The 15,388-nt window shown below is 72.5% G+C and carries 16 protein-coding genes; 8 read left to right on the top strand and 8 right to left on the bottom strand.

Annotated elements, in window-relative coordinates; all coding sequences use genetic code 11:
- Positions 1-28: 28 nt before the first annotated feature.
- Positions 29-1,012 carry a hypothetical protein gene (locus ACODT5_RS17140; RefSeq protein ID WP_422520161.1) on the bottom strand — a complete coding sequence of 328 codons (984 nt, stop codon included), beginning with the start codon at positions 1,010-1,012 and terminating at the stop codon, positions 29-31.
- Positions 1,013-1,439: 427 nt separating this feature from the next.
- Here ACODT5_RS17140 and ACODT5_RS17135 point away from each other — a divergent pair, with 427 nt between their 5' ends.
- From ACODT5_RS17135 to ACODT5_RS17125, 3 genes are read left to right on the top strand one after another with little or no spacing between them, the layout of a single operon-like run.
- The gene (locus tag ACODT5_RS17135) at positions 1,440-2,084 is read left to right on the top strand and encodes a terpene synthase family protein (RefSeq protein WP_422520160.1); all 645 of its coding nucleotides are present in this window, start codon (positions 1,440-1,442) and stop codon (positions 2,082-2,084) included.
- Complete coding sequence (locus ACODT5_RS17130; protein WP_422524945.1) at positions 1,973-2,314, top strand: terpene synthase family protein; 342 nt, start codon at positions 1,973-1,975, stop codon at positions 2,312-2,314. The genes ACODT5_RS17135 and ACODT5_RS17130 overlap by 112 nt, the downstream gene beginning before the upstream one ends.
- Before the next feature lie 2 nt (positions 2,315-2,316).
- On the top strand, positions 2,317-2,598 hold the full coding sequence (locus ACODT5_RS17125; RefSeq protein ID WP_422520159.1) for a hypothetical protein: 282 nt from the start codon (positions 2,317-2,319) through the stop codon (positions 2,596-2,598).
- 61 nt (positions 2,599-2,659) lie between these two features.
- Here the strand turns inward: ACODT5_RS17125 and ACODT5_RS17120 are convergent, their stop codons facing one another.
- Positions 2,660-3,271, bottom strand: coding sequence for a GOLPH3/VPS74 family protein (locus ACODT5_RS17120; protein WP_422520158.1), 612 nt, complete (start codon positions 3,269-3,271; stop codon positions 2,660-2,662).
- Positions 3,272-3,318: 47 nt separating this feature from the next.
- The gene (locus tag ACODT5_RS17115) at positions 3,319-4,941 is read right to left on the bottom strand and encodes an FUSC family protein (RefSeq protein WP_422520157.1); all 1,623 of its coding nucleotides are present in this window, start codon (positions 4,939-4,941) and stop codon (positions 3,319-3,321) included.
- Positions 4,942-5,052: 111 nt separating this feature from the next.
- On the opposite strand from ACODT5_RS17115, the gene ACODT5_RS17110 reads away from it, so the two are divergent.
- Together ACODT5_RS17110 and ACODT5_RS17105 are read left to right on the top strand one after the other, a co-directional pair.
- Positions 5,053-5,490, top strand: coding sequence for a MarR family winged helix-turn-helix transcriptional regulator (locus tag ACODT5_RS17110; RefSeq protein ID WP_422520156.1), 438 nt, complete (start codon positions 5,053-5,055; stop codon positions 5,488-5,490).
- Between the two features lie 126 nt (positions 5,491-5,616).
- Entirely contained in the window at positions 5,617-6,198 is a 582-nt protein-coding gene (locus ACODT5_RS17105; RefSeq protein ID WP_422520155.1) for a hydrolase, read from the top strand.
- A 22-nt stretch (positions 6,199-6,220) separates the two neighbouring features.
- Here ACODT5_RS17105 and ACODT5_RS17100 read toward each other — a convergent pair whose 3' ends face one another.
- Positions 6,221-7,249: a saccharopine dehydrogenase family protein gene (locus ACODT5_RS17100; RefSeq protein ID WP_422520154.1), complete on the bottom strand. Its 1,029-nt coding sequence runs from the start codon at positions 7,247-7,249 to the stop codon at positions 6,221-6,223.
- Between the two features lie 148 nt (positions 7,250-7,397).
- Between ACODT5_RS17100 and ACODT5_RS17095 the strand changes: the two genes are divergently transcribed.
- On the top strand, positions 7,398-8,360 hold the full coding sequence (locus ACODT5_RS17095) for a helix-turn-helix domain-containing protein (protein WP_422520153.1): 963 nt from the start codon (positions 7,398-7,400) through the stop codon (positions 8,358-8,360).
- A gap of 106 nt (positions 8,361-8,466) precedes the next feature.
- Positions 8,467-10,104 (top strand): glycoside hydrolase family 13 protein, encoded by a 1,638-nt coding sequence (locus ACODT5_RS17090; protein WP_422520152.1) that lies wholly within the window; start codon positions 8,467-8,469, stop codon positions 10,102-10,104.
- A 31-nt stretch (positions 10,105-10,135) separates the two neighbouring features.
- Here ACODT5_RS17090 and ACODT5_RS17085 read toward each other — a convergent pair whose 3' ends face one another.
- Together ACODT5_RS17085 and ACODT5_RS17080 are read right to left on the bottom strand one after the other, a co-directional pair.
- Positions 10,136-11,518 (bottom strand): MFS transporter, encoded by a 1,383-nt coding sequence (locus ACODT5_RS17085; protein WP_422520151.1) that lies wholly within the window; start codon positions 11,516-11,518, stop codon positions 10,136-10,138.
- A 253-nt stretch (positions 11,519-11,771) separates the two neighbouring features.
- Positions 11,772-12,443 (bottom strand): TetR/AcrR family transcriptional regulator, encoded by a 672-nt coding sequence (locus tag ACODT5_RS17080; RefSeq protein WP_422520150.1) that lies wholly within the window; start codon positions 12,441-12,443, stop codon positions 11,772-11,774.
- Positions 12,444-12,540: 97 nt separating this feature from the next.
- Here ACODT5_RS17080 and ACODT5_RS17075 point away from each other — a divergent pair, with 97 nt between their 5' ends.
- A complete protein-coding gene (locus ACODT5_RS17075) occupies positions 12,541-13,602 on the top strand; it encodes an oxygenase MpaB family protein (protein ID WP_422520149.1) in 1,062 nt (353 codons plus the stop codon).
- Between the two features lie 59 nt (positions 13,603-13,661).
- On the opposite strand, the gene ACODT5_RS17070 is transcribed toward ACODT5_RS17075, so the two are convergent.
- Positions 13,662-14,564 carry an NAD-dependent protein deacetylase gene (locus ACODT5_RS17070; RefSeq protein ID WP_422520148.1) on the bottom strand — a complete coding sequence of 301 codons (903 nt, stop codon included), beginning with the start codon at positions 14,562-14,564 and terminating at the stop codon, positions 13,662-13,664.
- Positions 14,543-15,304: a hypothetical protein gene (locus ACODT5_RS17065; protein ID WP_422520147.1), complete on the bottom strand. Its 762-nt coding sequence runs from the start codon at positions 15,302-15,304 to the stop codon at positions 14,543-14,545. The genes ACODT5_RS17070 and ACODT5_RS17065 overlap by 22 nt, the downstream gene beginning before the upstream one ends.
- Between the last annotated feature and the right edge of the window lie 84 nt (positions 15,305-15,388).

Raw genomic sequence — 15,388 nt, 5'->3', positions numbered from 1 at the left:
TCGGACATCAGCGGTCAGAGGCCGGCGGTCAGCGGGGCGCTACGGCACCGGAGTCCGGCGACTGCTGGAGCCCGGAGGCGTCGACGGCCTCGAAGTCCGAACCCTTGAAGCCCTTGAGCGCGTTGAGCTGGGCGTTGTCCCAGCCAGGGTTCTCCTCACCGGTGAGGTACCAGGCCGACCCGTTGTCGGCGACGATGGCCCCGTACTTCTTCAGCGCCTCGGCGACGGCCAGGGCCTGAGGGCCCAGGGCCGAGGTGTCCACCGAGCTCTTGAGCCGCATCCGCAGGCCCATGGGAGGCAGCGACTCGTCCGCCGCGGCGCCCGCCTGATGCCGTGCCGGCCAGACGTAGCTCTGATCCGTACGGGGCACGGTCATCCGGATCGCGTGGTCGACCACCCCGCCCGCCGCCTCGTCGTAGCGCACCAGGCCGGGCAGGATGGCGAGGCCGGCGGCATCGGCAGACGTCCAGTCGGCGGGCCGCAGCGCGTTGCTCCGCAGGTCGAAGACCGCGCCCGAGCCGGCGCGCCAGGCGTTGTCGCCCTGCGCGCTCGCGTTCCAGAGCTCGTACGACTTGCACAGGGCGCGGTCCCAGACCACGACGTGGCGGTCCCCGGAGCTCTCCGGACCGTTCTCGATCCTGGCGTCCTGCGGGATCCGGTACCCGGACGGATCGCTTTCCTCGGCGATGTCCAGCGAGACCTTCGATTCCGGCACCGTCGTGTCCGAGACGGTGATGGGAAGGCCGAAGGGCTCGCCGTCGATGAGCCCCGCCCCGAAGTCGGGGTGCAGGGGCTCCGCGGCACCGATCGAAGAGACGTACCGGTCCGAGTTCGGGTGCACGGGCAGCGCGTCCACGGGCGCGTGCCAGAAACTGTCCGGCGGAGCGGTCCGGCAGGAACCGTCCTGCGGCCCGGCGGCGACCGGGGCGCCCGCCGCGAGGGAAACCGCCGAACCGGAACCCGCGTACCCGGACACCAGACACGTGGCGGCGACGGCGGAGACAACGGCCACCACGGGGATCCGACGACGCCTTCGGCCCAGTCCGGCTGAGCATCTCGTTGTCATGGCCTCACCTCATCCGGAGGATCCACTTCCAGCGTAGGCATGTTCCGGCCCCGGTGCCCTGCCGCCCGCGGGAATCCCGCCCGTGGCGCTCCCGGGGACGGGCGGCAGGTGGCTCGGGCGGCGCGTGGCGCGCTCCTGGCGCCCCGCGAGTGCTCCCGGTTGCCCGTTGTGGCCCGGGGAACGTCCTGCGTTCAATGAGATGGGCCGAGCGAGTGCATTCCGCGACCCCCGTGCAGACCGTCCGTACGCGCCGCCCCGTCGTCGGCGTCCCGTACCCCGCGCCCCGTATCCCCTGCGTCCCCCTGCCATCACGTCCCGCCCTGTCCGGACACGGAGGCGGGGCATCCACTCCCCGAACACGAGGTGATCACTGATGACAGGAACACGGACGCACCAAGCCGCCCACATAGATGGCCGCGGCCGCGGCCGTGGTCGTGGCCCGGGAGCGGACGAATTCGACGTGCGCTCCGCGGAGTTCATGGGCCGCTTCGGCCTGGGCGGAGGGGCGGCTCGCAGCAGGCGGCTGACCACGGGGCTGAACCGGATCGCGGTGAGGATCGCACCGTACGCCGACCCGTTCGCGGCCCAATTGCTCAGCGACCTCGCCGTGTGGGTGTTCGCCTTCGACGACCTCTGCGACGAGGACCTCCCGAGTCTCACCCCCACCGAGATGCTCACGATGGTCGCCCGGCTCCAGCGGACGATCGAGGCCCCCGAGGTTCCCCTCGACGCAGACCCCTTCGGCCTGGCCCTGCGCGACATCCGGCTCCGCTTGGATGCGATCGCCGCACCCGTGCAGGTCAGGAGGTGGGTCGACTCGATGCGCGGCTACTTCCTCGCCGAGGCCGGCACCGGCACCGGCGCCGACACGGCCGCACCGGGAGACCCGCAGGCCGTGAGCGACACCTGCTCACCCGCCTGCATTCCGGAGCCGCCCTGGCCGTCCCCGTGCTGCTCGACGCGATCGGTGCCGCCCTGCCCGCAGCGCTGTGGGAGGACCGGCGCATCCGTGCGCTGACCGAGATGGCGGCGGGGATCGTGGTCGTGGACACCGACATCCACTCCTTCGCGAAGGAGAACGAACGCGGCAGCCGCAGCGGGAACCTGGTAGCACTCCTGGACGGCCCGGCCGGTCCTGCACCTGCTCCTGGAGCCGGTCCTAGAGCCGGTCCTGGAGCCGGTCCTGGAGCCGGACCTGGACGGGGCCTGGACGGGGCCTGCAAGCCGCTTCCACGCTCAGGGACTTGATCATGCGCCGGTTCCTGCAGCTGGGTCAGCAGACCGCGAAGGCCCCGGCGGACCCGCGGATCCAAAGCCATCTGGACGCACTCACCCAGTACATCTGCGGTGTGCGGGACTGGTGCGGGGCGACCTCCCGCTACTACCCCGGGCAACTGGACGGGACCCACCACCAGCCCCGTCGAGTCGGGACCGCGGTCCGCCCACCGGACGGCGCCCCCCTCTCGGCGCCTCCGATCGCATCGATCGCATGGTGGTGGGCGGTCGACGGTGCCCCGCCGGCGTCTCCTTGATCAGGATCAGGATCAGGGTCAGATCAGGAACAGGGACCCGGCCCCGGCCCCGGCCCCCTCGTCACACACCGCCGCGCCAGATGTTGTCGAAGGCCGCGTTCTCGATGGCCCGCCGCTGCCGTACGGACGCCAGTTCCACCAATGCGTCGTTCACGGCGGCCAATACGGTCGCGACGCTGTCGTCGGCCACGTCCGGAGCGTCACCGGACCGGTCGTCGTCGCCGCCCTCGAGTGCCTGAGCCAGGAGAACGAGGACGGGATCCTCGGACCTCCACCGCTCCTCGGCCCGACGGCGGGCGGGCGAATCGGCCGGCATCAGCTCACCGGCCCGGAGGGAGAACCCGCGGCGGGGTTGCCGTACGAGCTGTCCTTCCTTCTCGAGCACGGCCCGGTAGCTCGCGGACAGGCCCTGCCCCCTGCGCCACAGCCAGTCGGCGACGGACTCGTAGGGCGCCTCCCGTACGAGCGAGGCCGCCGCCGCGTCCAACAGGGGGTCACCGAGTGCCGTTTCCTCGCCCGGCACGATGTGGTCACCGTCCAGCCCGATGGCCCGGGCGGCAAGGAGATCGACCACCTCTGCCCCCGCGAGCGCGAGCGACAGGTCGCCCTGCTCGGCAGTCCGGCCGGACTCCACGTCCATCGAAATGATCAACAAGTCCCGCGGTGTGGTCATCAAGGGCTCCTCTCAACCGTGCAGGCAGGGCGCCGGCCAATTATCGATCAGCTCGGCCACCCGTGGGCGACCCCGACCCCGTCCGTTCGCAAGACGTCACATTCACCGCCGGTATCGGGATGGCTGAGGCCGGCGGCCCGGAGCGCATGGCGGGCCATGGCCTGTGCGGCGCCCGTGAGGGCCCGTTCCGGTCGGGCGGCCGCGTCGGCTGCGGCGGCCGGACCGGACGGCACCGGTGGGGGAGGGGCGGCCGGCTCGGCGGTCGGTGTGCCGACGAGGACGGCCGCCGTCCGGCGCAGGCGGGATGCCAGGAGGCGCAGCTCTCGCGGGTCGAGCGCTGCGTGCGCCCGTTCGTAGGGGCGGTGGACGGTGACCAGTTCGCGGAGCCGCCGGGCCGCGTCGAGGGTCTCGTCAAGGGCTGTCAGCAGGCCTGTCGGCCGGCCGGGTTCCTGGGCGAGGCGGGTGCGGGCGGAGGCGAGTTCGGCGGCGGCGCGCTCGGCTTTGCGTTTGTTGTGCTCGCGCTCGAGCGGCGGGCCGAATTCGACGACGGTGGCGACGCGGTCGAGGAACCGGGCGTGCGCGTCGAGCAGGAGCTGGAGCCGTTGCGGGACGAGGGTCCGCTCGCGGGAGTGCCATACGAGCAGCATGGTGGCGGCGGCCAGCAGCGCACCGCAGATGTTGTTCGCGAGGCGCTCCGCGACGTCGATCCAGCCGAGCCGGGTGTTGAAGTCGGCCAGGAGCAGGAGCATTGGGGTGGCGAAGACGGGCCAGAAGCCGTAGTTGATGCCGCGCACGGGGCGGGCGATGCCGGCACAGACCGTCACGGCCAGGGCTTCAGCGACCGGTGTCTGCGGGGTGAGGACGAGCAGCAGTCCGGTCAGGAGACAGCCGAGGACCATGCCGCCGAGGCGTTTGACGATGCGGCTGTGGGTCTCGCCCCAACTGGGGCGCAGGGTGGTCAGGATGCCCGTGAGGACCCAGTTGGAGTGCGGGATGTCCAACAGGGTCACGGCGGTGTAGGCGAGGGTGAAGCAGGTGCAGAGGCGGACCGCGTAGCGGAACTTCGGATCGCCCTCGGCCGCCGCCCGGCGCAGGACCGTCCAGGACCGGCGGGCGCGTTCGGGAAGAGGCGGCCGCGGGGTACGGGGCCCTGCGGCTCCGTACGGGCCGCCGATGAAGGGGGTCATCAGGAGGCCCGCGGCCCACAGGCATCCCGCCAGGAAGAGCAGGAGGTGTTCGGCCGTACCGATGCCGGGCTGCGGGTGCGTGGCGGCGGTCATCATGATCAGCGGGAGGATCCCGATGCCGGGCAGGGGCACGGCCAGACTGAGGACGGCAGCCGCGAGCAGGGTCGGGACCAGGTGGCCGGCGACGAGGATGCCGAGCGCGGTGACCGCCAGGAAGAGGGCGACTCGGGCCAGAAGACGGCGGGCCCGGGCCCCGGGGGCCTTCTCCGGGGTTTCGAGCAGGGTCAGGAGGGTGGCGAGCGCGACCGCGACGCCCGGCCCGGTCTGCCCGACGGCCAGCCCCACGATCAGGGGAAGGCCGACCCCGGCGGCGGAGCCGAGGGCCAGGCGCCGGTCGAAGCGGGCGGCGGCGTCCCGGGCGAGGAACGTCTCGGTCAGCCCTCGCAGGGTGTGCAGGGCCCGGGCGGGCAGCGGGGTCGCCATGGGCTTCCTTCGGGAACGGGGGAACGCTGAGAGGGCGGACAACGCCGAGAGCAGCGAAGAAGTAGTAAGTCTACCTTTGCAGTTTCCCTGTATTTCCGTTATTGTCATGTTGTGGGAGATGAAAAGAAGCCACTGCACCAGATCGCCGAAGAGCTCCAGATGACCGTGGGCCTCCTGGTCCGCCAGTTGCGGGCCGCCTCCTCCGAAGGAGGCGTGACGCTGTCCCAGGCCTCCGTCCTCAAGCGCCTGGACCGGGACGGCGTCCACACGGCCACCGAACTGGCGCGGGCCGAGCGGGTCCGCCCGCAGTCGGTCATAGCCACGGTCAACGCCCTCCAGGCGGACGGCTACGTCGAACGCACCGCCCATCCCACCGACGGGCGCCGCCAGCTCATCTCCCTCACCGACAAGGGCCGCACCTTCCTCGCCCAGCGCGAGGGGGCGGGTCACGACCTGCTCGTCCAGCGCCTTGCCGAAAACCTCACCCCGGCGCAGCTGGACGCGCTCACCCAGGCCCTCCCGGCGCTGCGGCGCCTGGCCGAGGACTGACCGGGCGGCACTCGAGCCCCGGCCACCGGCCGCACGCGCGTGCGCACCCGCAGGTCATACCTGCAGCTCAAACCTGTCCCTGTACCTGTCCCTGTATCTGCACGACCAGCGAAGGAAGACACTCGCATGTCCGCGATCACGCTCGACAAGAACACCGCCCTGGTCCTCATCGACCTTCAGGAGGGGATCATGGCCCTGCCCGTGGTCACCCCTGCCGAGCGGATCCTCTCCAAGGCCGTCCAGCTCGCCGACGCCTTCCGCGCGGCCGACCTGCCCGTGGTCCTCGTGAAGGTCGCCTGGTCCCCGGACGGGGGCGACCTGCCCACCCTTCACACCGACCAGCCCGGTCTGACCAGCGCGCCTCCGGCCGAGTTCTCCGTGCTCTCGGCCGAGCTGGCCACCGGCGCGAACGACATCGTCGTCACGAAGCGGCACTGGGGCGCCTTCACCGGCACCGAGCTCGACCTCCAGCTGCGCCGACGCGGCATCACGCGGATCGTCCTCGCCGGCATCGCCACCAGCATCGGCGTCGAGTCCACCGCCCGCTCCGCCTGGGAGCACAGCTACGACCTCGTCTTCGCCGAGGACGCCACCACCGACATGGACGCGGACGCGCACGCCCACAGCTTCGGCAAGATCTTCCCCCGGATCGGCCGGGTCCGCTCCACCGAGGAGATCCTGACGGCCCTCAAGAACCTCGCCGGCTGACTTCACGACAGGGCCTCCGCCGCTACGGGAGCAGCTCCACGGTGATGTGCGGGGCCAGCGCGCGCAGGAAGTCCTGCGCGTCGAAGATCTCGCCCGCGGAAGCGACGCCGACCGTACGGGTGCGGCCCGTCAGGACGCGCTCCAGGGCCTCCACGACGAGGGGCGCCGTGACGGCGTAGATGTCCTGCCCGCGGGCCACGGCGCGGCGTTCCGCTCCGCCCGCCCGCACGACCGCGTCGACGAGGAAGGTCTGGTCGGACCGTCCGCTGTCGTCGGCCGCGGCCGGAGCCGGCGTGCCGGGGGCCGCGATGTCGCGTACCGCCTCGACCGTCATGTACGTGGTCACGTCCGGGATCGACAGGTGGCTGGGCACGGTCACCACGTCGGCCATCGTGAACTCCCCGATCACCTGCCGGGGACCCGTCGGCTCGGGGAAGGGCCACTCCAGGGTCGGTGCGGCGTCGGTGCGGTACTCCCACTGCCCGCCCGCGTAGCGCATGCGCCGTTCACCGCGCCGCTCCCGCGAGACCGCGCCCGAAAGCCGCGTCCCGGCGGTGGGGTGCCAGCTGCTCAGGGCGTACGCGATGTGCGCCTCATCGGCCTCGGTCCAGTCGCCCATCGCCGCGGTGGCCAGCAGGTCGCCCAGACCGCCGAAGAAGGCCATCGCCGGGACGATCACCGCACCGGCGTCCCGCGCCCGGTCGGCGAAGTGCGCGAAGGTGTCGATGTTGGCCTCGAGCTCGGCGGCCACGTCCAGGTAGGGGATCCCGGCCCGCAGGGCCGCCTCGATCACGGGGCCGGTCGTCGAGGCGAACGGCCCCGCGGCGTTGATCACGGCGGCCGTGCCGGCCAGCGCGCGGTCCAGCGCGTCAGGGTCGTCCACCGTCGCCGGCCGGGCCTCCAGGCCGGTCTCGTACGCCAGCGCCTTCAGCTTCCCGCCGTCGCGGCCCGACAGCACCGGGACGAACCCGCGCTCCACCAGCTCCGCCACCACGAACCGCCCGGTGTGCCCGTACGCACCGAACACCGCCACCGTCTGACCTGATCCCATGATCCCGCTCCCCTGTCATCGCCCGTACTCGTGCCCGGATGACCGCCGCCGGCCCTCAGGGCCCGCCTCGCTCCGTCATGAACATCCTGTCGCGGAGCACCACCCGCCCACCACTGTCCGGAACGACATGACCCGTACACTTCCGGACATGCCCCATGTCGCGCTGGCCGTCACCGACGGCATGCTGCACTTCGAGTTGGCCCTGGCCTGCGAGGTCTTCGGCTCCGACCTGACCCACCTCGTCGACCCCTGGTACGACTTCTCGCTCTGCGGACCGGGCGCCGTGCGGATCGACCGCTTCCGCCTGGAACCCGACCACGGACTCGACCACCTCGTGCAAGCGGACACCGTCATCGTCCCCGGCTGGGCCGACGTCGACCGGGATCCGCCGGCAGAGCTCATCGACGCGGTGCGCGCGGCCCACCGGGCCGGCGCGCGCGTGGCCTCCCTGTGTACGGGCGCCTTCGTGCTGGCCGCCGCGGGCCTGCTGGACGGCAAGCGTGCGACCACGCACTGGGCGCACACGGAGGAACTGGCCAGACGCCACCCTCTCGTCACCGTGGACCCCGACGTCCTCTACGTGGACAACGGCAGCGTGCTGACCTCCGCGGGCAAGGCCGCCGCCATGGACCTGTGCCTGCACCTGGTGCGCCTGGACCACGGCTCCTCGGTCGCCAACAAGATCGCCCGCCGCCTGGTCGTCCCGCCGCACCGCGACGGCGGACAGGCGCAGTTCGTCACGACCCCCGTGCCCGCCCCCGGGAACCACCCGCTCGCCGACCTCTTCCCCTGGGCGCTGCAACGCCTCGGCGAGCCGCTCACCGTGGAGGACCTGGCCCGCCGCGCCCGGATGAGCTCCCGCCACCTGGGCCGCCACTTCAAGTCGGTGACCGGAACCACCCCGTTGCAGTGGCTGCTCACCCAGCGCATCCGCCACGCCCAGGAACTGCTGGAAACCACCGACGACACCGTCGACACCATCGCGACGGCCACCGGCATGGGCACCGCCACCACCCTGCGCCGCCACTTCGCCCGCACGGTGGGCGTCCCGCCGGACACCTACCGCCGCACCTTCCGCTCCCGGACCGCCCCGGCCCCTACGACGGCGTGAGCGAATCCCCGTACGGTTCCGATCGCATAGATCACATCGATCGATTCGATCAAAAGATTCAGGTGAACTGTTGACGCCGACGAAGAGCCCTCCCTAGATTCGCCACATGGCGACCCCCGAGGCCTTCACCCCGGCCCCCGAACCCCCATCCGCAGCACCGTCCGCCTGGTGGCGGAGTGCCGCGATCTACCAGATCTACCCGCGCAGTTTCGCCGACGGCAACCGCGACGGGATCGGTGACCTCGCCGGGATCCGCGCGCGGCTTCCGTACCTGCGCCGGCTCGGCGTCGACGCGGTGTGGATCAGCCCCTGGTACCCGTCCCCGATGGCCGACGGCGGGTACGACATCGCCGACTACCGGGACATCGACCCGATGTTCGGCACCCTGGCCGAGGCCGAAGCGCTGCTGTCCGAGGCACACGACCTGGGCATCCGGGTGATCGTCGACATCGTCCCCAACCACTGCTCGGACCAGCACCCCTGGTTCCGCGCGGCCGTCGCGGCCGGCCCCGGCTCGCCCGAGCGCGCGCGCTTCTGGTTCCGGCCCGGCCGCGGCGAGCACGGCGAACTGCCGCCCAACAACTGGCAGTCCGTCTTCGGAGGCCCCGGCTGGCGGCAGGTCACCGAGGCCGACGGCACGCCCGGCGAGTGGTACATGCACCGGTTCGCTCCCGAACAGCCCGACTTCAACTGGGAGAACCCCGAGGTCCACGCGGAGTTCGAGTCGATCCTGCGCTTCTGGCTCGACCGGGGCGTGGACGGCTTCCGCATCGACGTCGCCGACAACCTCGTCAAGGACCCGGAGCTGCCCGACCACGAGAGCGGGCCCAGCCCCTGGGCCGACCAGGACGGCGTCCACGACATCTACCGCGCCTGGCACAAGGTCCTCGACGGCTACGCCCACGAACCGGTCTTCGTCGGCGAGGTGTGGACCTCCGACCCGGAACGCTTCGCCCGCTACCTGCGCCCCGACGAGCTGCACACCGCGTTCAACTTCCCGTTCCTGCAGAGCCCCTGGGACGCTGAGGCCCTGCGTACGGTCATCGATGCGACCCTCGCCGAGCACGCCCCGGTCGGCGCCGCCGCCACCTGGGTGCTGTCGAACCACGACACCACCCGCCACGTCACCCGCTACGGACGCGCGGACACCTCGTACGCGCTCGACGGCCGCCGCGTGCACGGCGTCCCCGCCGACCTCGGCCTCGGGCGGCGCCGGGGCCGGGCCGCGGCCCTGCTGACGATGGCCCTGCCCGGCTGCGTCTACGTCTACCAGGGCGACGAGCTGGGCCTCGAGGAGGTCGAGGACATCGAGCCGGCGCTCCGCCAGGACCCGACCTTCTTCCAGACCGGCGGCGAGGACCTCGGCCGGGACGGCTGCCGGGTACCCCTCCCGTGGGGAGACGAGGCACCGGACGCGAAGTCCTGGCTGCCCCGGCCGGCCGAGTGGGCCGCCCGGAGCGTGCGCGAGCAGAGTGCGGACCCGGACTCGATGCTGGGCTTCTACCGCCGTGCCCTGGCGCTGCGGTCCGCCGAACCGGCGCTCCTTGAAGGGCAGTTCACCTGGCTGCCCGCTCAGCCGGGCGTGCTCGCCTTCGCCCGCACCGCGGCAGGGTCCTCCGTGCGCTGCCTGGTGAATCTTTCGGACGGACCGGTTCCGCTGCCCGAGCACGCAGAAGTCCTGCTCTCCAGCGGGCAATTGGAGAACGGAGCCCTGCCCCGGGACACCGCGGTCTGGCTGCGCTGAAGGAGCCGGTGCGCGCGCGGGGCGTGCGCCGCTACGGCGGTCGCGGGCCGGTTCTCCGGCCCGCGCTTCGGTGCCCGCCCGTACGGGCCCTGCGCGGCAGGGCGACGGCCGCCAGCGGCAGGGTGACGGCCAGGACACAGCTCGCGACGGTGAAGGCCGCGGACGTGGCGGCGACGGTGACGACGCCCGCCGCGTCGGCGGTGTCCTCGTTGGTGGCCAGTACGACGGCCCCCGCCGCGGCCAGCCCGACCGCACCGCCCAGCTGCCGGATGCTCTGGCGCAGGACCGAAGCGTCGGCCCGCTTGTCCGGGGGAACCGCGCGCATGAGCTCGGCGCTCAGGGCGGGGACCGGCAGGCCCATCCCGACCCCCGCGAGGAGCATCCCGGGGACCTGCCAGAGGTACTCGTGCGACGGCAGGGCGGCCGTCCACGCCACCGCGCCGACAGTGGCCGCCACCAGGCCGAGCAGGACGGGCACCCGGACCGAGCGGGAGCGGTCCAGCAGGTACCCGGAGAGGAAGGTGCCCGCCGCCGAGGCCGCGACGAGGGGAAGCAGCGAGAGCCCGGTGGCCAGGAGCGAGAGGCCCATCGCCTGGCGCAGGTACACCGTGCCGTGCACCAGCACGATCAGCTGGGGTCCCTGCACCAGGAAGGTGAGCGCCACGGCCACGGCGTACGGGCGGATGCCCAGGAGTCGCAGGTCGAGGAGCGGACGGGGGGACCGCAGGATGAGACGCACCGTCACGCCCAGCGCCACGGCGCCCGTGGCGAGCGTGATGACCGTCCTGGTGTCGGTGAAGCCCCAGACGCCGCACTGGTAGAGCCCGAGGACGAGCACGACCAGGGAGAAGACCACCGCGAGGGGCTGGATCACGGACAGGGAGCCGCCCTCCGCCCGGTTGCCCAGCCGCGCCCTGCTGATCATCCACAGGCACGCGGCGCCGACGGGCAGGTTGACGAGGAAGACGGAGCGCCAGCCGAGGAGTTGGGTGAGGACCGCGCCCACGATCGGGCCGAAGACGAGGAAGAGCTGTGCCAGGCCGGCGTACACGGCCAGCGCCCTGCCCCGGGCGTGTTCCTCGTACACGTCCGTGATCACGGACGTGGCCACCGGCATCATCAGCGCGCCGCCGATGCCCTGTACGGCCCTCACCGTGACGAGGTACGCCTCGGCGGCGTCACCCGGCGGGGCCAGCGCGCAGAGCCCCGACGCGAGGGCGAAGACCGCGGTGCCGGCCCGGAAGGTGGTCAGCCGACCGACCCTGCGGGCCAGCATGCCCCCGACCGGTACGAACGCGGCCAGCGCGAGGACGTAGACGAGGACCACGCCGTGCATCGTGAAGGTGGTCAGCCCGAGGCTGCGCGCCATCGGATCGAGGGCCACCGCGACGACGGTCTGGTCCAGGCTGACCATCCCCCCGGCGCACCCGACGGCCGCGACGACGTAGCGCTTGCGGGGCGGAGGCGGGCCTTCAGGCGAGGGACGCGGCTGCGGGGTCGACTCCTGCTCCCGACGGTTCGAGCACCCCCGGAACACGGGGTGGGGCGGGCTGCGGGCCTGGTCCCGGGGCGGGCGGGGCGGATCGCGCGGCCAGGTGCCCGCGCCCGCCCAGTATGGGGCGGGACGGCCTGCCCGGCGTGGACCGGAGGGTCGGGCGTGGCGACACCTACGCCGAAGGCGCGGACCAGATGCCGCGGAGCAGGAGCCGCACCTGGCCGGCGAGCCGGGTGGCGTCGATCGCCTCGGTGGAGGTGAGCGCGAGGCGCGCGAAGTGCTCCGCGCAGGCGACCAGCGCGTGGGCGAGTACCTCGGGGTCCGGCGCGGGCCCTCCGTCGGCCGGCGCGGCCCCTCCGTCGGCCGGCGCGGCCGCGATCCACGAGGAGACCCTGCGCCGGAACCGCTCCCGGTCCGCCTCGATGCGCGCGTGGACGGCCGGGGGAGTGGTCGCCGGGGTCAGCAGGATCAGGCGCCAGGTATCCGGGTCCGCCCGCAGCATGGCGGCCATCCGGTGCACCGTCTCGCAGGCGAAGTCGACCGGGTCGCGGGTGCGGCGAGCGTCGGGAACGGATCCGAGCAGGCGGGTGAAGGCGCGTTCCTGCTGCCGGTCGAGGAGGGTGAGCAGCAGGTCGTCGAGGTCGTCGAAGGCTCCGTAGACCACCGAGCGCGCGACCTGCGCCCGCTTGGCGATCGCGTCGATGGAGACCCGGCCGTAGCCGTCGCTCACGATCACGGCGAGGGCCGCGTCGAGGAGTTGCTCGCGGCGTTCCGCGATCGGGACGCGCGGAGCGTAGGGGCGCCGCCTGCGCGGCCTGTCGCTTGAAGACGTCGGTGTCGACACCTTGGCATCTTACGACAGTCGTGTCTTAATTTAAGACAGTCCTGTCTTATTGGGGGAGCGGTACGTACCCGCTGCCAGGAACACGAGGAGCGGTCTGATGGCCCGACTGCACGGCAAAGAGGTCGAACCGCACGCGGACTACGGGTTCTTCGGTCCCGGATCGGTGGTCTGGAAGGTCTGGAGCTACCCGACGGCGCCCACGGTGGGCTTCCAGCGCTCCGTGGTCGTGGAGGAACTCGACCCGCCGCTGGTGGCCGCGGTCCACGGCACCCAGGGCATCTACGACCGCACGCGCACCCGCTACGACCGCACGCTGCGCTACTTCGCGATGGTGGCCTTCGCCGGCACGGACCAGGTGTGCAAGGCGGCGGACGTCCTGGTGAAGGTCCATTCGAAGGCCATCGGCCAACTGCCCTACGGCGAAGGCACCTACGACGCCAACGACCCCGCCTCGCAGCTGTGGATACAGCTCACCGGATGGCACTCGATCCTCTACGCCTACGAGAAGTACGGGCCCGGCAAGCTCACCGCCGAGGAGGAGAAGGAGTACTGGGAGTCCTGCGCCCTCGCCGCGGAGTTCCAGACCTGCTCGCCCGAAGACGTCCCGCGCGACCGGGCGGGGATCCGGGCGTACTTCGAGCGCATGCGCCCGCGGCTGGAGGCCAGCCCGATCGCCCGGCAGGCCATGAACCACCTCCTGAACACCGACCTCGTCCTCCCGCCGACCGCGTGGTGGATGAGGCCCGCGCGGATGGTCGTGGCCAGGACGCACCGGATCGCCACCATCGCCACGATGCCGCGCTGGATGCGGGAGATGGCGCAGATCCGGCAGTCACGCCTCCTCGACGTCCTCGTCGTACCGGTCATGCGGACGTCCTTCGCGCTCGCCCACCTCAGCCCCCGGGTCGAACTGTTCCTGCTGGGGATGCTGTCCCCCTCCACGGTCAAGGTGGTGGCGCCCATCAAGCTCGGCGTGCCTCCCCGCACCAAGGAGGTCCTCACCCCCGAACAGGCCCGCACCCGCCACGGCTACGTGAAGCCCGCCGAGGCGCACGCCGAGTTCCGGGCCCGCCAGGCGGTACGCGTCTTCGGCGACGGGAAGCCCCCGAGCGACCAGGGGCTCATCGAATCCCAGGAGGTGCTCGGCCCGCTGGCCTGAGGCGGCGGGCCGGCCGGATCGCCTCGACGGTCTAGGCCGTCTGGGCGAGCGATCACCCCTCAGTGGTGCGTGGAATCCTCGTCGAGGGGGACGCCCAGTTCGCCGGCCAGGCCGGTGAGGGTCGCCCCGAGGGGGAGTGCGACCCGGGTGGCGGCGTGGCGGTCGCCACGGGTCGGATCCCGGTTGACGATCAGTACCGGTTTCCCGGCCTGGGCCGCCTGGCGGACGAACCGGAGCCCGGACATCACCGTCAGGGAGGAGCCCAGGACGAGCAGCGAGGTCGCCGCGCCGACCAGCTCGCGGCAGTGACCGACCCGCTCCACGGGCACGCTCTCGCCGAAGAACACCACGTCCGGCTTGAGGATGCCGCCGCACAGCGCGCAGGGCACCGGGCGGAAGTCCCCGACCTGCTCGTCGGTGAGATCGGCGTCACCGTCCGGGTTCAGTGCGGCGTCCGGCGGCTCGAAGCCGGTGTTGGCCTCCTCCAGCCGCAGCGCGAGTTCCTGGCGGGGGCTGAGGGCTCCGCAGGAGAGGCACACGACCCGGTTGAGGCTTCCGTGGAGCTCCACCACTGCCTCGCTGCCGGCGGTCTGGTGCAGTCCGTCGACGTTCTGGGTGATCACACCGGCGAGCATCCCGCGCCGCCCGAACGCCGCGACGGCCCGGTGTCCGGCGTTGGGCGCGGCCTGCCCGAACGTGCGCCAGCCGAGGTGGCCGCGCGCCCAGTACCGGCGCCGGGCACGAGCACTGGAGGTGAACTCCTGGTAGGTCATGGGCGTGTGCCGGTGCAGGCTGCCGCGCTCACCCCGGTAGTCGGGGATGCCCGACTCCGTGGACATCCCGGCCCCGCTGAGCACCAGCACCCCGCCGGCCCGCAGCGCGTCGGCGACCGGCCCCGGGTCCGTGGTGCCGGGCGGCAGGTCCGCGGTCGGGGTCCAGCTCAAAGTGGGACGCGTACGCATGCAGCCAGCGTACCGAGGGCGGCCCACCCGGTCGGGAGCCAGTAGGGGCCGGAGGCGAGACCCGAGAGGGGGTTGCCCAGGAGCATCATCAGCGCGGTGCCGAGGGCGAAGCCGGCCGTGCCGAGGAGGGCCTGGAGGCCGAGGAGGACGGTCGACATGGCGGCCATGCCGAGAGCGATTCCGAGTGCCGTGAGCCAGTAGGTGCCGTCGATCGAGTGCGTGGCGAACTGGAGGACGGCGGCGACCGCGGCGCCCGTCACGACGGAGAACAGCAGGGCGCCCGCCAGCCGGGTCCGCAGACCGCGGTGACCGGGGAAGAGGCCTCCGAGCACGAGGGTGGGGAAGATGCCGCCGAAGACCATGGGCAGGAGCGCGGAGGTCAGCCCGGAACCCCGGGGGTCGTCCGCGGTGGGCGGCGCCAGATCGTGGGCGGACGCTGCCGTCAGGTGCTGTGCGGCGATCTCGTCGCCCAGCGCGGTGATCGCGCCGGTGGCGGAGGGGCCGCCGGCGGTCGCGGTGTAGACGTCGACGCCTTGCCCGGTGAGGGCGATGCCGCCCGCGGTCTCGCGTGACTCGACCGCGGACCGGACGTCGGCGGGGGTCCTGTACACGCGTATGTCCCACGCGTTCGCATCGGCGCTCGCGCGGAGGGTGTCCGTGGCCCGGGCGGGCCCGCTGACGCCGACGGGGATCCGGTGGGGGCCGCTGTGGAGCGACGGCAGCGCGAAGGCGCACGCCATGGCCCATCTCCTCACCCCGGGCCGGAGCCGCACCACCGCCACCTGAGCCGTTCGAACGGCCGCCCGTACCCATCGGCCGCCCGC

The sequence above is a fragment of the Streptomyces tatrensis genome (assembly GCF_049310065.1).
Lineage (GTDB): Bacteria > Actinomycetota > Actinomycetes > Streptomycetales > Streptomycetaceae > Streptomyces.
This window is presented reverse-complemented; position numbering and strand designations above follow the sequence as displayed.